Source organism: Acinetobacter sp. BIGb0196 (assembly GCF_011759595.1).
Taxonomy (GTDB): domain Bacteria; phylum Pseudomonadota; class Gammaproteobacteria; order Pseudomonadales; family Moraxellaceae; genus Acinetobacter; species Acinetobacter guillouiae.
The window spans coordinates 584,041-601,884 of record NZ_JAAOZA010000002.1; the positions used below are offsets into that span (position 1 = coordinate 584,041).

The 17,844-nt window shown below is 39.4% G+C and carries 17 protein-coding genes; 7 read left to right on the forward strand and 10 right to left on the reverse strand.

Annotated elements, in window-relative coordinates; all coding sequences use genetic code 11:
• Positions 1-165: 165 nt before the first annotated feature.
• From thrC to xerD, 4 genes are all read right to left on the reverse strand, one after another.
• Positions 166-1,305, reverse strand: coding sequence for a threonine synthase (gene thrC, locus FHR28_RS15480; protein WP_166783022.1), 1,140 nt, complete (start codon positions 1,303-1,305; stop codon positions 166-168).
• A gap of 135 nt (positions 1,306-1,440) precedes the next feature.
• A complete protein-coding gene (locus FHR28_RS15485; RefSeq protein ID WP_004718385.1) occupies positions 1,441-2,745 on the reverse strand; it encodes a homoserine dehydrogenase in 1,305 nt (434 codons plus the stop codon).
• Between the two features lie 125 nt (positions 2,746-2,870).
• Positions 2,871-3,683, reverse strand: a complete 813-nt coding sequence (locus FHR28_RS15490; protein ID WP_004718384.1) for a thioredoxin fold domain-containing protein — start codon at positions 3,681-3,683, stop codon at positions 2,871-2,873.
• 122 nt (positions 3,684-3,805) lie between these two features.
• The gene (gene xerD, locus FHR28_RS15495; protein ID WP_166783023.1) at positions 3,806-4,723 is read right to left on the reverse strand and encodes a site-specific tyrosine recombinase XerD; all 918 of its coding nucleotides are present in this window, start codon (positions 4,721-4,723) and stop codon (positions 3,806-3,808) included.
• A 168-nt stretch (positions 4,724-4,891) separates the two neighbouring features.
• Between xerD and FHR28_RS15500 the strand changes: the two genes are divergently transcribed.
• The 3 genes from FHR28_RS15500 to FHR28_RS15510 are packed head-to-tail and all read left to right on the forward strand — an operon-like array spanning position 4,892 to position 7,301.
• The gene (locus FHR28_RS15500) at positions 4,892-5,161 is read left to right on the forward strand and encodes a FeoA family protein (protein WP_004718380.1); all 270 of its coding nucleotides are present in this window, start codon (positions 4,892-4,894) and stop codon (positions 5,159-5,161) included.
• Positions 5,158-7,020 carry a ferrous iron transport protein B gene (gene feoB, locus FHR28_RS15505; RefSeq protein WP_004718379.1) on the forward strand — a complete coding sequence of 621 codons (1,863 nt, stop codon included), beginning with the start codon at positions 5,158-5,160 and terminating at the stop codon, positions 7,018-7,020. Before FHR28_RS15500 ends, feoB begins: the two co-directional genes overlap by 4 nt.
• Before the next feature lie 29 nt (positions 7,021-7,049).
• Positions 7,050-7,301 (forward strand): DUF6587 family protein, encoded by a 252-nt coding sequence (locus FHR28_RS15510; protein ID WP_004718378.1) that lies wholly within the window; start codon positions 7,050-7,052, stop codon positions 7,299-7,301.
• 199 nt (positions 7,302-7,500) lie between these two features.
• Here the strand turns inward: FHR28_RS15510 and FHR28_RS15515 are convergent, their stop codons facing one another.
• Entirely contained in the window at positions 7,501-9,303 is a 1,803-nt protein-coding gene (locus tag FHR28_RS15515) for an ABC transporter ATP-binding protein (protein WP_166783024.1), read from the reverse strand.
• Between the two features lie 291 nt (positions 9,304-9,594).
• Between FHR28_RS15515 and FHR28_RS15520 the strand changes: the two genes are divergently transcribed.
• The gene (locus FHR28_RS15520; protein WP_004718376.1) at positions 9,595-10,218 is read left to right on the forward strand and encodes an alpha-ketoglutarate-dependent dioxygenase AlkB family protein; all 624 of its coding nucleotides are present in this window, start codon (positions 9,595-9,597) and stop codon (positions 10,216-10,218) included.
• On the opposite strand, the gene FHR28_RS15525 is transcribed toward FHR28_RS15520, so the two are convergent.
• Positions 10,203-10,904 carry an NAD(P)H-dependent oxidoreductase gene (locus FHR28_RS15525; RefSeq protein ID WP_034613588.1) on the reverse strand — a complete coding sequence of 234 codons (702 nt, stop codon included), beginning with the start codon at positions 10,902-10,904 and terminating at the stop codon, positions 10,203-10,205. The genes FHR28_RS15520 and FHR28_RS15525 overlap by 16 nt on opposite strands.
• A gap of 312 nt (positions 10,905-11,216) precedes the next feature.
• A complete protein-coding gene (locus FHR28_RS15530; RefSeq protein ID WP_004818582.1) occupies positions 11,217-12,005 on the reverse strand; it encodes an IclR family transcriptional regulator in 789 nt (262 codons plus the stop codon).
• Between the two features lie 546 nt (positions 12,006-12,551).
• Between FHR28_RS15530 and FHR28_RS15535 the strand changes: the two genes are divergently transcribed.
• From FHR28_RS15535 to FHR28_RS15545, 3 genes are read left to right on the forward strand one after another with little or no spacing between them, the layout of a single operon-like run.
• Positions 12,552-14,636, forward strand: coding sequence for an FUSC family protein (locus FHR28_RS15535; RefSeq protein ID WP_166783025.1), 2,085 nt, complete (start codon positions 12,552-12,554; stop codon positions 14,634-14,636).
• A 2-nt stretch (positions 14,637-14,638) separates the two neighbouring features.
• Entirely contained in the window at positions 14,639-14,845 is a 207-nt protein-coding gene (locus FHR28_RS15540) for a DUF1656 domain-containing protein (RefSeq protein WP_004718368.1), read from the forward strand.
• A gap of 51 nt (positions 14,846-14,896) precedes the next feature.
• Complete coding sequence (locus FHR28_RS15545; RefSeq protein ID WP_166783026.1) at positions 14,897-15,907, forward strand: HlyD family secretion protein; 1,011 nt, start codon at positions 14,897-14,899, stop codon at positions 15,905-15,907.
• Positions 15,908-15,961: 54 nt separating this feature from the next.
• On the opposite strand, the gene FHR28_RS15550 is transcribed toward FHR28_RS15545, so the two are convergent.
• From FHR28_RS15550 to FHR28_RS15560, 3 genes are read right to left on the reverse strand one after another with little or no spacing between them, the layout of a single operon-like run.
• Positions 15,962-16,675, reverse strand: a complete 714-nt coding sequence (locus tag FHR28_RS15550; protein WP_105714631.1) for an SDR family NAD(P)-dependent oxidoreductase — start codon at positions 16,673-16,675, stop codon at positions 15,962-15,964.
• A 14-nt stretch (positions 16,676-16,689) separates the two neighbouring features.
• Positions 16,690-17,133: a Holliday junction resolvase RuvX gene (ruvX, locus tag FHR28_RS15555; protein WP_166783027.1), complete on the reverse strand. Its 444-nt coding sequence runs from the start codon at positions 17,131-17,133 to the stop codon at positions 16,690-16,692.
• On the reverse strand, positions 17,126-17,680 hold the full coding sequence (locus FHR28_RS15560; RefSeq protein WP_004718361.1) for a YqgE/AlgH family protein: 555 nt from the start codon (positions 17,678-17,680) through the stop codon (positions 17,126-17,128). Before FHR28_RS15560 ends, ruvX begins: the two co-directional genes overlap by 8 nt.
• Positions 17,681-17,844 lie beyond the last annotated feature (164 nt).

The following is a 17,844-nucleotide window of genomic DNA, read 5'->3' on the forward strand; positions in this document are numbered from 1 at the left end:
GTGTTTGGGTAGCACTTTTTCAAATCCTGCTGACAAAGCAATTGATATATAGTGCAAGAGTGAATCAGATCTAAATTATGACTAATATGAAGAAGAACAATGTTTAGCTTGAGCAAATAAAAAACCAGTTGCGCACAACTGGTTTTTTTAGATGTGAATGCGTTATTACATATTTGAAAGAATAGAGTCTTTCACTTGATTCATTGTTGCATCAATAGACAACATCACTGCATCTTCACATTGTTTAATTGCGGTATCAGGATCTTTTAGACCATTACCTGTCACAGTACATACAATCACAGAACCTTCAGCAATTTTACCTGCTTTGATATCACGAATTGCACCACCGATAGATGCCGCAGAAGCAGGTTCAACAAATACACCTTCATACATAGAAAGCAGACGTTGCGCTTCTAAAATTTCTGCATCAGTTAATTCATCAAACCAGCCATTTGAGTCACGAACGACCGCTTTAGCATGATTAAAGCTTTGAGGATTACCAATACGAATTGCTGTTGCAACTGTTTCTGGGTTTTCAACAGGACCACCACGTAAGAATGGCGCAGCACCAGAAGCTTGATAACCGACCATGATCGGACGACCTTCAGGGTTTGGACCAGTAAACTTATCTGTTTCAGGGTCATAAACCACTTGTTCAAATGCTTCAACAGGTTGATTCGCAACTGCTTCGGTATAACCCATCCAATGCGCAGTGATATTGCCCGCATTACCAACAGGTAAGCAGTGGTAGTCAGGCGCACGACCTAACGCTTCTACGATTTCATAAGCAATGGTCTTTTGACCTTGTAAGCGGTATGGGTTGATTGAGTTAACAATCGTTACCGGCGCTTGGTCTGCAACTTCTTTAACCAAACGCATGCCGTCATCGAAGTTCCCGCGAATTTGCATGGTGATCGCGCCGTACATCATCGCTTGTGCCATTTTACCCATGGCAATTTTGCCTTCTGGGATTAACACAAATGCTTTGATACCCGCACGAGCAGCATATGCAGCAGCAGCAGCAGAGGTATTGCCTGTAGATGCACAGATAATCGCCTTAGAGCCTTCTTCTACTGCTTTGGTCACTGCCATGGTCATACCACGGTCTTTAAACGAACCTGTCGGGTTTAAACCTTCATACTTCACATAAATTTCAACATTCTTACCAATAATACCGGGAATATTGTCTAATTTAATGAGAGGCGTATTACCTTCATTTAAAGAAATAGCACGTGTAGTTTTCGATACTGGTAAGCGGTCACGATAGCGATCAACAAGTCCTGTATAGCGATTGGCATTAGACATGATGGTGTTCCAATTGTGTGTAGAGCAAATAAGATATTCTTTTAACCTCTAAGCCTCTACTCGGAGAGGCTGCGCCATTCATTGAATGGCGCTTTGCAGGGTATTGCTGCAAATTTAGAGGAGTTTAAAACCCGATTAGTTATCGAGCAATTCTAAACGAATTCGTACGATTTCGCCATGTATAGCAGGTAAGGCTTGAATTTGTGCAATCGCTTCATTCATTTTCGATTCGACGATCGGATCAGTCAAAATCACGATAGGAATCAGATCTTTTAAGCGAGGTTGCTGCATGATGGCATCAATACTGATCCCAGTGCGACTTAAAATTGTTGTTACATCTGCAAGTACGCCAGTTTGGTCTTCAGCATTTAAACGCAAATAATAACCTGTGGTCATCTCATCACTCGACAAGATATGCAAGTCGGAAAGAGCTTCAAAGGCAAGCTGAGGAATAGTACCTGAACCATCTTCTGTGTAAATGATATCACGGACAATATCAACCACATCTGCCACAACCGCAGAAGCAGTAGGGCCTGCGCCTGCACCTGCACCATAATACAATGTAGGGCCAACTGCATTGGCTTGAACCAAAACTGCATTCTTCACGCCATTTACATTGGCAAGAAGCTCTTCTTCAGGAATCAGGGTTGGGTGTACGCGAAGTTCGATGCCTTTGCTAGAACGACGTGCAATACCCAAGTGTTTGATCTTATAGCCAAGCTCTTCAGCGTATTTCACATCTTGTGCGGTAATCTTGGTAATACCTTCGGTATAAACCTTATCGAACTGTAAAGGAATACCAAAGGCACATGACGCAAGAATAGTCAGCTTATGTGCAGCATCAATGCCTTCAACATCAAACGTTGGGTCTGCTTCGGCATAACCAAGTTCTTGCGCTTCTTTGAGTACGTCCGCAAAGGCACGACCTTTTTCACTCATTTCAGTCAGAATGAAATTGCCTGTACCATTGATGATACCGGCCAGCCATTCAATTTTATTGGCTGCTAGGCCTTCACGAATGACCTTGATAATTGGAATACCACCCGCAACCGCTGCTTCAAAGGCAACTTGTACGTGGTGATCATCAGCCGCTTTAAATAGCTCATTGCCATGTTCTGCCAGTAAGGCTTTGTTTGCCGTTACCACTTGCTTGCCATGTTTTATAGCTTCCATCATGACTTCATAAGCAGGGTGAATACCGCCCATGACTTCAACGACAACATCAACATCAGGCTGGCGGACGATATCTAGCAGATCAGCGCTCTGTTTAATGCTTGCTGGTAAATTTAGATCTGGACGTGGACGACGCGTGCCTACGTGGGTAATTTCAATTTCTCGACCGGTGCGACGTCTAATTTCAGCAGCGTTTTCTTGTAGTAGTTTAAGGGCACCACCGCCTACGGTTCCAAGACCGAGTATTGCCAGACGAACTGGTTTCACGTCACACTCCAATTATGTATATAAATTATATTAAGCTTAGATCATAGCTAAAAAATGCGCCAGACTCTAGAGCCTGACGCATCTTTATATTGAGCTATAAATAATAGTAAATTTACTGATAAAAATTATTTATTTAAACGGCTTTCAATTTCGTCAGCAGTCATATAACCGCCCAGATATTCACCCTCTGCATTGTAGATCGCAGGGGTACCATTTACACCCATTTTTAGACCTAAAGCATACAGGTCGCGAACTGGATTTTTACAGCTTGCTGGTGGAAGCGCGGTACCGGCAATGGCTTGATTAAATGCAGCACTACGGTCTGCACTACACCAGATACTTTCCATCGTCGGTATAAATTGTTCACCACGTGGCCATGCGATATAACGTATTTCAATACCTTTAGCCGTGATTTCACTGATATGTTCATGAAGTTTATGGCAATAAGGGCAACTTGCATCAGTAAATACATAGATCACATGTTTAACCTTACCTTGCGCAGGGTAAACCAAGAGGTCCTTAATATTTAAGTCAGCAAGATATTTCTTGTTTTCTGCAGCTTGTATTTTGTCACCAATGCTACTGAGTTTATCACCACCTAAACGGATCACATCGCCTTGGATCAGGAATTTACCATCAGATGTTGCATAGACTGAGCTCATGCCTTCCATACTGATCCAATAAAGATTGGGCATTTCAGTCGGTTTAGCATCTAAAATTTTGGCTTGAACGCCAGCCTTTTTGAAATTGGCTTGTAATGTTTGAATTAGACGTTGTTTTGCATCACGCTCAGTTAAATTCGATGCTTCACCTGTTGCAGGTGCTGTCGCAGTTAAAGTGTCATCTTTTTTTGAGTCTGGATTCTTTGAACAAGCACTCACTGCCATCGTGCTTGCAATAAGACAAGCCAACATCAATTTTGAACGATTCAATTGCATAAATAACTCTTTATGTTTCTTCAGCATGATTTGAGGGAATTAGCATAACAAAATTTTTAATAGTGTACTTTAAAACTTGATTAAGGGATGTAAATTGCCGATATACACGTCATGCTCAGCCATCAAGCACGTGGATGATATTTTTCATGCAGCTGTTGCATACGGATTTGTGCGACATGGGTATAAATTTGTGTGGTCGATAAATCACTATGCCCCAAAAGCATTTGCACCACCCGTAAGTCAGCACCATGATTTAAAAGATGCGTTGCAAAAGCATGGCGTAAGGTATGTGGTGATAGCTCTGCTTGAATCCCAGCTTGTAAGGCATAACGTTTGATGGCATACCAAAAGTTTTGACGACTCATGATGCCGCCATGTTGGGTTAGAAATAGATAATCGGTAGCGGATTTATACAGTTGTGGGCGAGATTCAGTTAAATATTTTTCCACCCATTCACATGCCATGCCCCCCAAAGGCACCAAACGTTCTTTATTACCTTTACCTGTGATTCTTAAATAGCCTTGTTTTAAATTGATCAAATCTAATCTTAAATTGAGAAGCTCAGAAACACGTAAACCACAAGCATAAAGCACTTCAAACATGGCGCGATCACGCAAACCTAACGCTGTTGTGACCTCTGGTGCTTGGATCAGTGCTTCAACGTCCTGCTCCGATAAATCTTTAGGCAATGCTCGTCCGAGTTTTGGGGTTTTATGGGTCGCGACAGGATTATCTAAACGAATCTTTTGTTCACGTAAAAACTTAAAAAACGAACGTAAAGCAGAAAGTGAACGGGCAATTGACCGAGGGCTTTTGCCTTGTTTAGTGAGTTGAATAAGTACATTGGAGATGTCTTCATGTGTCCAATTCGGAAGGTAAGAATTTACACATTCACTACATTGAATTAAGTCAGATAAATAGGCGTTTCTTGTATGCGGACTGACCGTTTGCGCAATTAAATAGTCACGGAATCCCTGTAAAAAGCCTAGATTTTCAGGAATGGCAACAGCAGCAGGAATACGTGGTTTCTTATTTAGCATGGTCTTCGGTGGTGTTTAAAACTTATTTGTTGATGGAATGTAGACTAAAAGAAAACATAAGTCGAATATCGTATTTGAATGAGAATTGTAATCAAACCTTACTTGGTAATTATTCTCATTTGTATGTATAATAGTCTGTCTATCGTGTAAATTTTAGGGTTAATTGCTGTGCGTTTGTCAGACTTGAAAGTAAAGCAAACTGCCATTATCGCAAAGGTCAATCGTACCTCACAAGATAATGTCAATCAGCCAGATTTAGTGGCGAGTCGTTTAGAAACTCTAGGTTTTGTGCCTGGCACACGTGTACAAGTGATCACAAAAGGTGTTTTTGGTGGTGATCCTATTCTCATTCAAATTGGTTTTACTCGATTTGCGTTGCGCAAGATCGAAGCCGAGAAAATTGAAATACATCAGGCATTAGAAGGAGCTTCCGCATGAGCGAAACTTTACGTATTGCTTTAGTGGGAAATCCTAACTGCGGTAAAACTTCACTTTTCAACCATTTAACCGGTACACGTCAAAAAGTTGCCAACTATGCTGGGGTGACTGTTGAACGTAAAGTGGGTACATTTAATTTACCTTCTGGTCGTGCGGTGCGTGTTCTTGATTTGCCTGGAACATATAGCCTCGATGCAGCCAGTCCTGATGAAGCCATTACCCGTGATGTCGTTTTAGGGAAAATTGCCGGTGAACAAGATCAACAGGCATTTTTATGTGTGGTGGATGCAACCAACTTAAAATTACATTTGGGACTTGTCCTTGAAGTCATTGAACAAGGCAAACCGATTCTGCTTGTATTAAACATGATGGATGAAGCGCGTCGTCGTGGGATGCAGATCAATACCCAAAAATTATCACAGCGTTTAGGTATTCCTGTGGTGGAAACGGTTGCTGTGCGTAATGCAGGGATTGAAAACTTGATGGGTGCTTTGGAAAATGAAAAATTCCACACACCAAGTGCAGAACTGAGCGATGTTAAGCTTTCAGGTTCCAATCATGAAAAAATTGACCAAATCTTAAAAGATGTGGTGGTTTTTTTAGATCATGAAGATAAACGTACTGATTTTCTCGATAAGATTTTTTTACACCCCGTTTTAGGACTTCTTAGCCTTGCGCTGATGATGTTTATTGTTTTCCAAGCTGTATTCGCTTGGGCAGCGCCATTTATGGATGGTATTGAAGAATTTTTTGGCTGGTTTGGTGGCTGGATTGGGCAGTTTATTACCCAGCCACTACTTCACAGCTTGGTGGTCGATGGGATTATTGCAGGTGCAGGTAGTGTAGTGGTGTTCTTGCCACAGATTCTGATTCTGTTCTTCTTTATTTTGGTTTTAGAAGAGTCAGGCTATCTACCGCGTGCGGCATTTCTACTCGATAAATTGATGTTTAAAGCAGGCTTAAGTGGTCGGGCGTTTATCCCACTGTTATCCAGTTTTGCCTGTGCTGTACCTGGGATCATGGCGACTCGAAGTATCAGTGATCCGCGAGATCGTTTGGTGACAATATTGGTTGCGCCATTGATGACATGTTCAGCGCGTTTGCCAGTTTATGCTTTACTGATTGCTGCATTTATTCCAGCGAAAATGGTTTGGGGTTTCCTTAATCTACAAGGTTTAGTGCTCTTCGGTTTATACATGGCGGGAATTGTGAGCGCGCTCATTGTTGCGACCGTGCTGAAATTTTTCCAGAAAGATAAATCACAACATGCTTTATTGATGGAATTACCAAGCTACCGTATCCCAGATATAAAAAGTGTATGGATTGGTTTGTTAGACCGTGCCAAGATCTTCTTAAAGCGTGTCGGTGGCATTATCTTCGCTTTATCGATTTTATTATGGTTCTTATGTACATTCCCTCAACCGCCAGAGGGTGCAACTTTACCCGATATTGACTACTCTTTTGCCGGGATGCTGGGGCATGTGATGCACCCAATCTTTGAACCGCTTGGATTTAATTGGCAAATCTGTATTGCTTTAATTCCAGCGATGGCAGCACGTGAAGTTGTGGTTGCAGCATTGGGTACGGTTTATGCGTTATCCGCAGCGGATGATGATGCAGTTGCTCAAGGTTTATCACATCTGATCAGTCAGGGTGATTTAAGCTGGTCAGTTGCAACAGGTTTATCGTTGTTGGTGTGGTTTATCTATGCACCGCATTGTTTAGCGACATTGGCTACGGTAAAACGTGAAACAGGTTCTTGGAAAACTGTTGCTGGTATGACAGTTTATCTATTTGGTTTGGCTTATTTAATGGCTTTCCTCACTTATCAAATTGCGTCAGGTTATTTTGGTCTATAAGCCAGAATCTTGAAGCAAAGGAGCTAGAGATGATTGAATTATTGATTATTGCGGTATTGGTGATTTGGAGTGCAATTTTTGTATTTAAGAAAGTCTTTCCAAAGTCAGCGTATTCGGTGTTTTCTAAACTGGCTCAATTTTGTCAGTCGCAAGGTTGGAATCGTTTAGCCAAATGGATTCAGCCTGCGATGGTGAGTGGATGCGGTGGCGGTTGTGGTTGCAGTAGTGCTGAAACGGACAATCCTAAAAAGGTTGAAGTCCAAGCCGTAAAATGGAAATGATAGGCCTCTAAATTCATTAGCCTAAAAAGAAAAAAGCCATTCTAGAACATAGAGTGGCTTTTTATTTGTATGTGGGAATAGTTCATAAAAGATAATTTATCTCGTTAGCAGATAGGCATATCTTGAATGATCCAATGCTGCAGAAATCAATTTAATCAGTATGAGCTTCTGTAGGTTTATACAAAGCACTAACTAGACTTTAGCTATGGGTTTCCTCCTCGCCATCATCTTCAAAAGTTCGTGCAATTTTTTCGATATTTAAGCTTTTAGCCATCGCATCAAAAATTTCCTTATAAGCACCATCTTGATGATAAAGATCATGATGTTCACCATGCTCAACGATTTGTCCTTCTTTCATCACATAGGTGTAATCGGCATCAATAATTTGCGAAAGGCTGTGCGAGATCATAATTACAGTTCGGCCTTGTTTAATCTCATCTAAACTTTGTTTGATTTGCTCTGAAGCGATGGCATCTAAACTCGCTGTGGGCTCATCTAAAAAGATAATCGGCGGGTTTTTAAGGAACATTCGAGCAAGTGCGATTCGCTGTTGTTGTCCGCCAGACAATAGCAAGGCATCTGCTTCATAGGCATGCGGTAATTTTAAAATCTGCTCATGAATCGAGGCTTTTTTTGCAGCTGCGATGACTTCTTCATTGCTTGCATGGGGCTTACCATAACGAATATTTTCTAAAATTGAGCCTTGGAAAATATGGTTTTTTTGCAATACTAAGCCAATATGTTCTCTTAAATAGTGTGTATCGAGTTGCTCTAAATCAATCCCATCGAGTTTGATACAGCCTGAATTCGGGGCATAAAATTTATCCAATAGGCTGATTAAGGTTGATTTTCCCGCACCTGATAAGCCCACTAAGGCTGTGATTTTATTGGGTTGAATAGTCATGTTAATCCGATGTAAGGCTTGATGACCATTCGGATAGATAAAATCAACATTTTCCAATTCAAATTTGCCATGAATTTGAGGTTTCATTAAACCACTGGCTTCGATTTCATGATCTGCTTCTAAGATACTAAAGAAGCTTTCTGAATAGATCATTGCCGAGTTAATTTCATCATAAATACGGTGCAAAGAGCGGATCGGTGCAGACACGTTATTGAACAACAATACATGGTACATGATCATCCCTATACTCATTTGTCCATCTAAAACAAAATAGGCAGTTAAGATAATGATCAGGACTACACCAACTTGTTCGATAAAGGTTTTTAGACCATCAAAAATATAGCTGGTTTGTCGAGTTTGCATCTGATTTTCAGTCAGTGACTTTTGTAAGTTCAGTTGCTTGGTGGATTCAACAGCCTCTTTATTAAAAGATTTAATCACTGTAATTGAGTTAATAATACTCAAAATACCTTGATTCTTCTTTTCCATGTTATCGCGCAAGGCTCGACGTTTGCCAGAAAGCTTTTGTGATTGTTTAAAGGTCAGCCAAAAGTAAATTGGTACAATGATTGTTGCGACCACACCCACCCAAAAATTGGCATAATACATTAGGGCTAAAGCGATAATTGCACTGGTAAATAACGGTAAAATATCAATAAAAAATATTTGAACCAGCCGAGTGAGCGAGCTAACTCCACGGTCGATACGGGTTTGTAATTTTCCTGCTTGGTTATTTTTCTGATCGAAAAAGGCCAATCGATAGGTAATAAATTTTTCGATAATACCTTGAGATAGGTCCTGTGAAATTAAAATTCTGAGTTTTTCACCAAATGATTTTTGCCCAAACTGAACAATTGCATTGATGACTTCTTTGGCTAATAAAACCACAGTAATGGTAATGATAATGTGCCATCCATCCGTCAGGCCTTGTCCTGCTTGGATCAGTTGGTTAATGCTGTCTACAGCATATTTAAGTGTAAGAGCATTGACCTGAGCGGTGAGTGAGCCAATCAACGTTAACACTAAGGTGACGATGACAAGCCAGCGGTAGGGGCGTACAAAGGGGCGTAATTTTTGAAATAATTGCCATAAATTCATAGGTTTTTTGCTTTTTATCAGCTTGGTTTTAGTCTAAAGCTGAATAAACGTTGCTACAAGTGATTGCTATGTTTTGAATTGTGAAAGATTTTAATAATGTCTTACACTAGTCCAAATCTTCACGATCAAAATCCTATTTAAATTCTTCAACTTGCTGAGTTAATTTGAATATTTACCCATGATATGACCTACTATTCTTCATATTAAAGTTGTTTAATTTTGATCAAAAATGACTTGTTTCATGTTAAATATTGATTCATTGTTGGATGACCCCGTAGCTCATTTTAGACAATGAATTTAGATTTATTTGAACCTGAAGCACAAGATAATTTACTGCCTTATGATGGGGTAGTAAAAGACTTTGGTTTAATTTTGGATCATGAACAAAGTCAAAAATATTTAAATTATTTTCTACAGCATTTGGCTTGGCAACATGATGAAGTTTATTTGCATGGTCAATATTATAAAACTGAGCGCAAAGTGGTGTGGTATGGCGATGATGATTACCAATATCATTATTCAGGTATGGCAAAACAAGCCCATATCTGGAATCCCGCTTTATATCGACTCAAACAGCATATCGAGCAACTCACAGGGCAAACTTATAATTCCTGTTTGGCAAATTTATATGAAAATGGCTCACAAGGCGTGGGTTGGCATAGTGATGATGAGCCATCATTGGAAGCGCCCAACCATAATGTGGTGATTGCTTCATTGAGTCTAGGTGCTACTCGAAAATTCAGTTTTAAGCACAAGTGGAAAGCTAAAAAAGTAGATTTACTTTTACACAGTGGTCAGTTGATTGTGATGCAAGGACAGACCCAACGTTATTGGAAACATACCCTCGCCAAATCTACACGAATTTTAGCGCCTCGTGTAAATTTGACCTTTCGTTACTTTTATCCAAGTGGATAAAGCTTGTCATCAAATTGTTCAAGTTTAGGAAAGTCTAATGCAGGTAAATTTTCTAAGTTATGTAAATATTGCTGATAATCAAGCAGGATTTGTTGGCGTGCTTCATTAGAAATATAAGGGACATGGTAAGCGGTAAATGGTGGCAGCACGTCAAAGCCTGCATAAGCTAAAGTTCCACGTTGAATCGGCAGTAATAAATCTTCAATTGAACCATGAATCGCATGATCACCAAACATATGTTCACGGCCACCCAAGGTAAAGCTTAACAAAGCTTTTTTCCCCACCATGCCACCGTGGTTATAAAAACGTTTACCACCATAGAAAATACCTGAAACGAATACGCGATCAATCCAGCCTTTTAAGATGGCAGGTACAGATGTCCAATACATGGGGAAACTTAAAATCACTAAATCTGCTTTTTGTACTTTTTCAATTTCAATCTGAATGTCTGCTGCAATCTGCTTATTTTTACAAGCATGGCGCTGTTCCAAAGCATAATTCATATATTCAGGATGACTCAGTTCTGAAAAATCCTCTCGTGATGCGATTGGATTAAAATTCATGGCATACAAGTCTGAAACCTCAACTTGATGTCCTAATTTTTCCAAGACCTCAACAGCATGATCTTTCATCGCAGTTGTAAATGAAAGGGGTTCGGGGTGTGCATGGACGATGAGAATATTCATAACATTCCTTAATTAAAATTATGCATCATTGTTATTGGCTGCTTTAGATTATTCCTCAATGAAAATGATTCGCCAATTACTCTAATTATTTTTTTAATGGCTTAAAAGTAAACTCAATGGATAAAAAAATTACACATAAAAAAGCCTATGTTTAAACACATAGGCTTCCTTACTCTGAGGAGGAATTGTCTTCGCAAAAACAATGTCCAAAAAATCATGGATTACTGAAGAACATAATCATATTATGAGAATATAAAACATTATCAAGAGATAAAAACATTACAAAATGTTAAATTATCAAGATGATTGCGTTTATGGGTGAAATTCAGATAATTGGTCATTGGCAGAGAGTGCTTGATAGCGTTTTTCAATCTGTGCAGCAGACTCTTGCAAGGTCTCAATCAATTTTGGGGTGTTGACGTATTCAAAACGATTTTTTGAAGCAAGTACGGTCAATGCTAAAGGCGCTTCTTTACTTGAAAACTTCACTGGGATCGATAAGCCAGAAACATTTGGATCAAGTTCGCCTTGTGAAAAATAATAACCTTGTTTTTTAATTTTTTTCATTTTATTAACAAAGGTTTCTTCATTTTCAGCAAAACCAACTTCAGTTAATTGTGTTGCAAAGCGAAGGTAATATTCATGAATTTTCTGTTTAGATAAATGCGCCATGATCACTTTAGGTGACGAGCCCATAAATACGGGGCGAGGGCAACCACGACCATAAGAAAGTAAAGTTTCATCACGATACACCTCATGATGAACATCAATACAATAGTCATCATTTAAATGTGTCAGTAAACAGCAAAGCTCTGTACGTTCTGAAATTTCTTGCATAAATGGTTTGCTGATTTGAACCAATGGATCGGTGGTTCTAGAAATATAGTCCATCACAGCAATTTTAGGACCAAGGGTGTAATCGCCTGAAGTTCCATTTAAGCGTTGCAAAATATCAGCCGAAACTAATTCTTTTAAATAACGATAGCTGGTCGGTTTAGATAAACCAAGCTCTTCACAAATCACATCGACATTAATTACTGGGCGAGACACCGAAAATAAATCCAATACGGTGAGAATTTTGCCAAAACTGGAAAGTGCCATTGATGACCTACTCAATTAGTGAGAATCAAAAAAAATAATAATGAATGTTACTTTATAACAAATTGTTCAAGAAAAAACAGTGGAATTTGCATTGTAAATGCAAATGATTCTACATTTTTAACTTTAGTAGTTATTTTGAGAAAAAGCACTACATTTGCACATCAAAGTAAATTATATTTAGTTGTATTATCAAAATGAGATATTTTTATTGATTATTTATGTTTTTTTTGAGATTATTGCTGATATGAATATCCAATGGTGAATTTATACTTTTCTAGAAGTATAAATTTTTATCATAAATTGAGTCCTTCTCTACTCAATCGTTGTATTTGAGCAAATGCCTAAATTTGTTCTTCTATTTACATCTTTTTTTAAAACCACACTGTTTATTTGACTAAGCGGTGCGGTTTTTTGGTCTATAAGAAAAGAAAATGTGATGTGTACAACAAGCCCTTATAAAAGTGGTGAATATCAGCTTCCTAGATCTTAGAGCGCTAGAGATGACAGAGAAAATCAATGAAATTGAATTTATAGTGAGTTGCTTGCATGTTACTGATCAAACCCTTATTGGCTTTTAGACCCAATAAACTCGATTGGATTTTTGCGAGCAAAACTTTCATTGCAGGAATGCTGGCACTTTATATTGCATTTGAACTCAACCTGAGCTACCCGATTTGGGCGATCGGTACAGTCTTTGTGATTGCCAATCCTTATTCGGGCATGATGGCATCAAAAAGTATCTATCGAATTTTAGGAACCTTGATCGGAGCAATTTTTGCTATTGCAGTGATGCCTCATTTGGTTAATACCCCTTGGTTATTTACCTTTGTACTGGCAACTTGGGTGGGGATCTGTCTATATCTGTCTTTAATCGACCGATCACCACGCAGTTATGTGGTGATGTTAGCGGGTTATACCGCGGTGATTATTTGTTTTAACTCAATTTATTATATCGAGACAGTTTCGATTTTCGACATGGCTGTGGGTCGATTCTTAGAAATCTCGTTGGGTGTTGTGTGTAGTGCTGTGGTCTCTGCCACTATATTTCCTATGCATATTGGGCCTGTGGTCGAACTCCGTGTCACTAAAACCATGCAAGACACCAAACAGGCTTTTGACTCAATTTTGTCTGATCCGGCACATACAGATAATTATACTCAGCTATTGACCAATATCACGCGTGATACAACAGATATTCATAGTATGGCTGTGCATTTAAGTTATGAAACTTCAAAATTTAAGGGCATGACCAAACCACTCCAAGAGTTGCTACATCAAGTGACGATGTTAGTGGCTAACTTGGTCGCAATGTCAGAACGGATCAAGCAACTGGATCAAATTGATTTAACTTATCGTCCGTATCTGCTTGAGTTTCATCAAAAGATTGATGATTTTTTAGAAGGTGAAAATGCCATTCTTGAAGATGAGCTTAAGCACTTACCTGAACATTTTGACCAAGAATTTCAAACCATCACTGAACATGCAACTGCTAAACAGCAGGTGATTTTGGGCAGTCTAAAAATGGATATTCGCCATTTTATTCAAAATGTTCGTGCAGTGAAGTTTATTTGGCAATGCATGCAGCAAGGTAATCATAGCTTACCTGAATCCATTGTACCTTTAACCACAACCTATCCCAGTTTACATCGTGATTATGGCGTTGCGGTACGTGGCGGGATATCGGCATTTTTAACCACCAACATTGCCTGTGCATTTTGGATTTTAAGTGGCTGGAAAATGGGCTTTATGGTGGCAGAAATGGCCGCAATTACAGCATGTATTTTGACCTTTTTAGATGACCCTGTACCTGCGCTAAAAATATTTATCCGCTCCAGTATTTATGCCGCTATTTTGGTTTTTATTTATGCATATGGGATTTTTCCGCATATCACCGCATTTTGGGAGTTAGCCGTTGTATTAGCCCCCTTTATTATGTTCTGTGTGATGTTGTATTTACATCCGCCTTTGCATGCACTGGGCTTACCGCTGATTATGAGTACGATTATGGGGTTAAATCTGCAAAACCGTTATTTGATGGATCAGATCACCTTTTTTGATGCTTCGATTGCAACCGTGATTGGGCCGATTATCACGGTTTGTATTATGCAAATGGTACGTTCAATGTCCCCTGAAATGACAGTAAAACGGATGTTGGCTTTACACTATAAAGCCATGCGGGAAAGTATTGCGATGTCTTATGGAACGGGCTTTAGAATTCATTTACGCAGTATGCTTGATCGTATTGGCGTGTTAAATACCAAATTGATTCAGTCAGAACAGCTCAAAATCGAAATTAACAATGCTTTGATTGAGTCGAGTGCCGCAATTGATTTAACTCGTTTGCAGGAGTTGGCCCAAAAATTGTCGCCTGAATCTACGACGACCAGTGCAATTGTTAAATTACAAGGCCTACTTAACCAGTGGTTAAGCGAAAAAGCAATAACTCAGCCTGATGATAATTTACGACAGGCATTGATTCAGCAATTTGATCAAGTCTTGCAAGATGCGCAAGCGGTAGGTGATCAAGATATCCGACAGCGTATAGAAATTTCTGTGAATAATATTCGCAATAGTATTTGTCATATTCATCTGGTTGATGCGCAACCTTCAACTGTTCTAGTGGGAGCATAAATATGGGTGAGCTCAACATTTATGGTGTTTATGTCCCAATATTTTTAATTCAAGCAATTCTGGCATTCATCATCTGGAAAGTGGTGTGTATTGGTACAGATCGCTTGGTTGAAAAAGAATGGATTGCATTGCCTGGGATTTTTAACATCTGTATCTATTTGATTTTATTGTGGTCGATTCATTGGGTATTTATTCAGGTGACGACTTAGCCGCTGCAATAGAGCTGATTTACTTTTAAGTTTAATGATTGGAAAATTGAAATGAATACGTTTGATATACGTAAGGCAATCCGGCCGATATCATTGGGTATCGTGGTGATTATTGCGATATTTTGTGCGCTGCATATCTGGAATTACTATAATGCAGAACCTTGGACACGTGATGGGCGTGTCCGTGGCGATGTTATTCAAGTGTCTTCTGATATTGCTGGCTTAGTCACAGAGGTGATGGTTCAAGATAACCAAACAGTGAAAAAAGGGCAGGTGCTTTTTAAAATTGATTTAGCACGCCAAACTTTAGACGTGGAACAAGCAAAATCAGATCTTGCAAAAGCCCAGTCAGGACTGGCTGAAGCAGAAGCGGGGCTTGCTGAGGCAAAAGCCAATATTGTCAAGTCAAAAGCCAATATCAATCTTGCAGATAAAAATGCACGTCGATATGCAGACCTGATGAATGGTGCGATCTCTAAACAAGAACAAGATCAGATGTTTGCTACACGAGATCAGTCTCATGCAGAGCATCAGCAATTGCAAGCTACGGTACAACAAGCAGAAGCCAATATCAAACAACAAAAAGCCTTGATTGAGGCAGCAACCAGTAGTGTGCATTTGGCGCAATTGAATATGCAACGTTCAGAAGTGATTGCACCTGCAGATGGAACATTATCAAATTTTGATTTGCGCGCAGGGAATTATGTCAAAGTTGGGCAAGCTGTTGCCGCTTTACTTGATCGTAAACAGCTCTATGTTGTGGGATATTTTGAAGAAACCAAACTCAATAAAATACATCTAGGTGATCCAGCAACAGTACAGCTCATGGGGGATTCTTTGAAATATAAAGGCCATGTTCAAGGGATTGCGTCTGGGATTGAAGACCGCGAACGAACAACTTCATCGGGTTTATTGGCCAATGTGAATCCAACATTCAGCTGGGTGCGCTTGGCCCAACGGGTACCTGTGAAAATTATTTTAGATGAAGTTCCCCATGATTCATTGGCCTTTGTTGCAGGGCGTACCGTGACAGTACATATTTTGGAAAAAGCAAAAAAATAACCAGTATCCATCATTAAACTTTGATCTTAAAGCCCATTGAAAAATGGGTTTTTTTTATAGATTTAAGTCTGCCATAGCGGGCATATTAATTTCTTTAACACAGCTGGCTTGACTGGTGGATAAGATAAACTTGATGGCAAGAATAACATCCTGTAAGGGAATTAACTCATGGCCACTCTGTTGTAAAACATCTTCTATAGATGTATTTAGATCAAACTCAGTGGCCAAGTAGCCTAAATTTAATATACTCACCCCAATCTGGTCTTTGCGTAAACTTTCTCGGAGCGAATGGACAATGCCTCTGAGGGCGAATTTGCTGGCTGAAAACACCACTTCTTTGCCGTTATGATTATCTAGTCCCCAGGTTGAACCAATCAAGATAATTTTTGCATTTGGAGACAGTCTAAGATTCTCAATCAAGGATTGAATTGCCAAAATACAGGACTGAATATTGGTATGAATTAAATTTGATATTTCAATGTCAGTGCATTGTTCAAAGTCATAATCTGCTTGGAAGGCTTTTGTTTCCCAGATCCCGACATTGTAAATCAGATAATCTATAGGCTGGTTTTGAATTTGATTTTTAACTAAATCCCGAGCATGTTCAGGTTTTGATAAATCAGCAGAGATCCATTTGAAATGAGGATGGTCACACTGTGGTTGAGAACGTGAAATACCAAAAACCAGATCTTGTGTTTGAGGTACTGCGTGTAAAATAGCTTGCCCCAAGCCTTTGCTTACACCATAGATGACATAGGTTTTTGACATTTTTAATGCTCAGTTTAAGGGTTAATTCCTTCTGGGTTTCGATACCAACTTTCAATAAATAAAGCAGCTGCAATACTATCCGCTGCTAATTTCTTTGCTCGCCCTTGCGCGTGATAATGATCGAGTTCATCTCGTGCTTCACGTGTGGTTAAGCGCTCATCGACCATTAGGGTTTCAATATTGGTTTGATGACGTAAACGTCGTGCAAATTTGCGTGCGCGTGTGGATAATTCTGACTCGGAATCATCCATATTTAACGGTAAGCCAACCAGAAATAAATTCGGTTGATGCTGTTTGATGATCTTAAGCAGTTCATCCCAATTGGGGATACCATCTTTCATTGGGAAAAGTGCAAGCGGTGTTGCACTTTCAATCATGGAGGAGCCTACAGCCATTCCCGTTTTTTGTGTACCAAAATCAAATGCAATAATCAGTTGTGGGGAATTAAAATCAGGCATGTCCAATCTCAGAAGATAACCAAGTACGATCAATCCCTATTTTACGATAAGCAGCATCCCAACGGTCGGTATAAGGCAAATTAAACACCAAATCCATATCCGAATCACAAATCAACCAATCGCCACGGGTAATTTCATCTTCAAGTTGATTTTTAGTCCAGCTGGCATAGCCCAATGCAATTTGATAACGACCAACACCTTCATTGTGTGCAATCGCATCTAAAATATCTTTGCTGGTGGTAATACACAGATTTTCACCCACGGCAATCGAAGAGTGCCAGGTTGGTTGTCCTGTATGAATCACAAAACCCGCTTCAGGGCGCAATGGACCACCTTGTAAGACTTCATGCGGATGCACATTATCTGCTTCAATTTCTAAGTCATTCAGAAGTTCTTTGACTTGAATACCTGAAGGTCGATTGATAATAATACCTTGCGCACCATCTTCATCATGACGGGCAAGATAGATTACCGTATTGGCAAAGAAATCATCAGCAAGATCAGGTGGTGCAATCAAGCAGCGATGAGAAAGATATTGTTTTGGCACCGATATGCAACTCCTTTTCAATCCGCTTAAATATTTTTAATTGTTTAAATAAAATCTATATCTATATAAATAGCACAATTAATATCAATAGGTTGTGAATATTTTAAAAGCCTGCAAAAACAGCCTAAGTTTTTCATCAATATGTTTAAAATATAAACAAAATG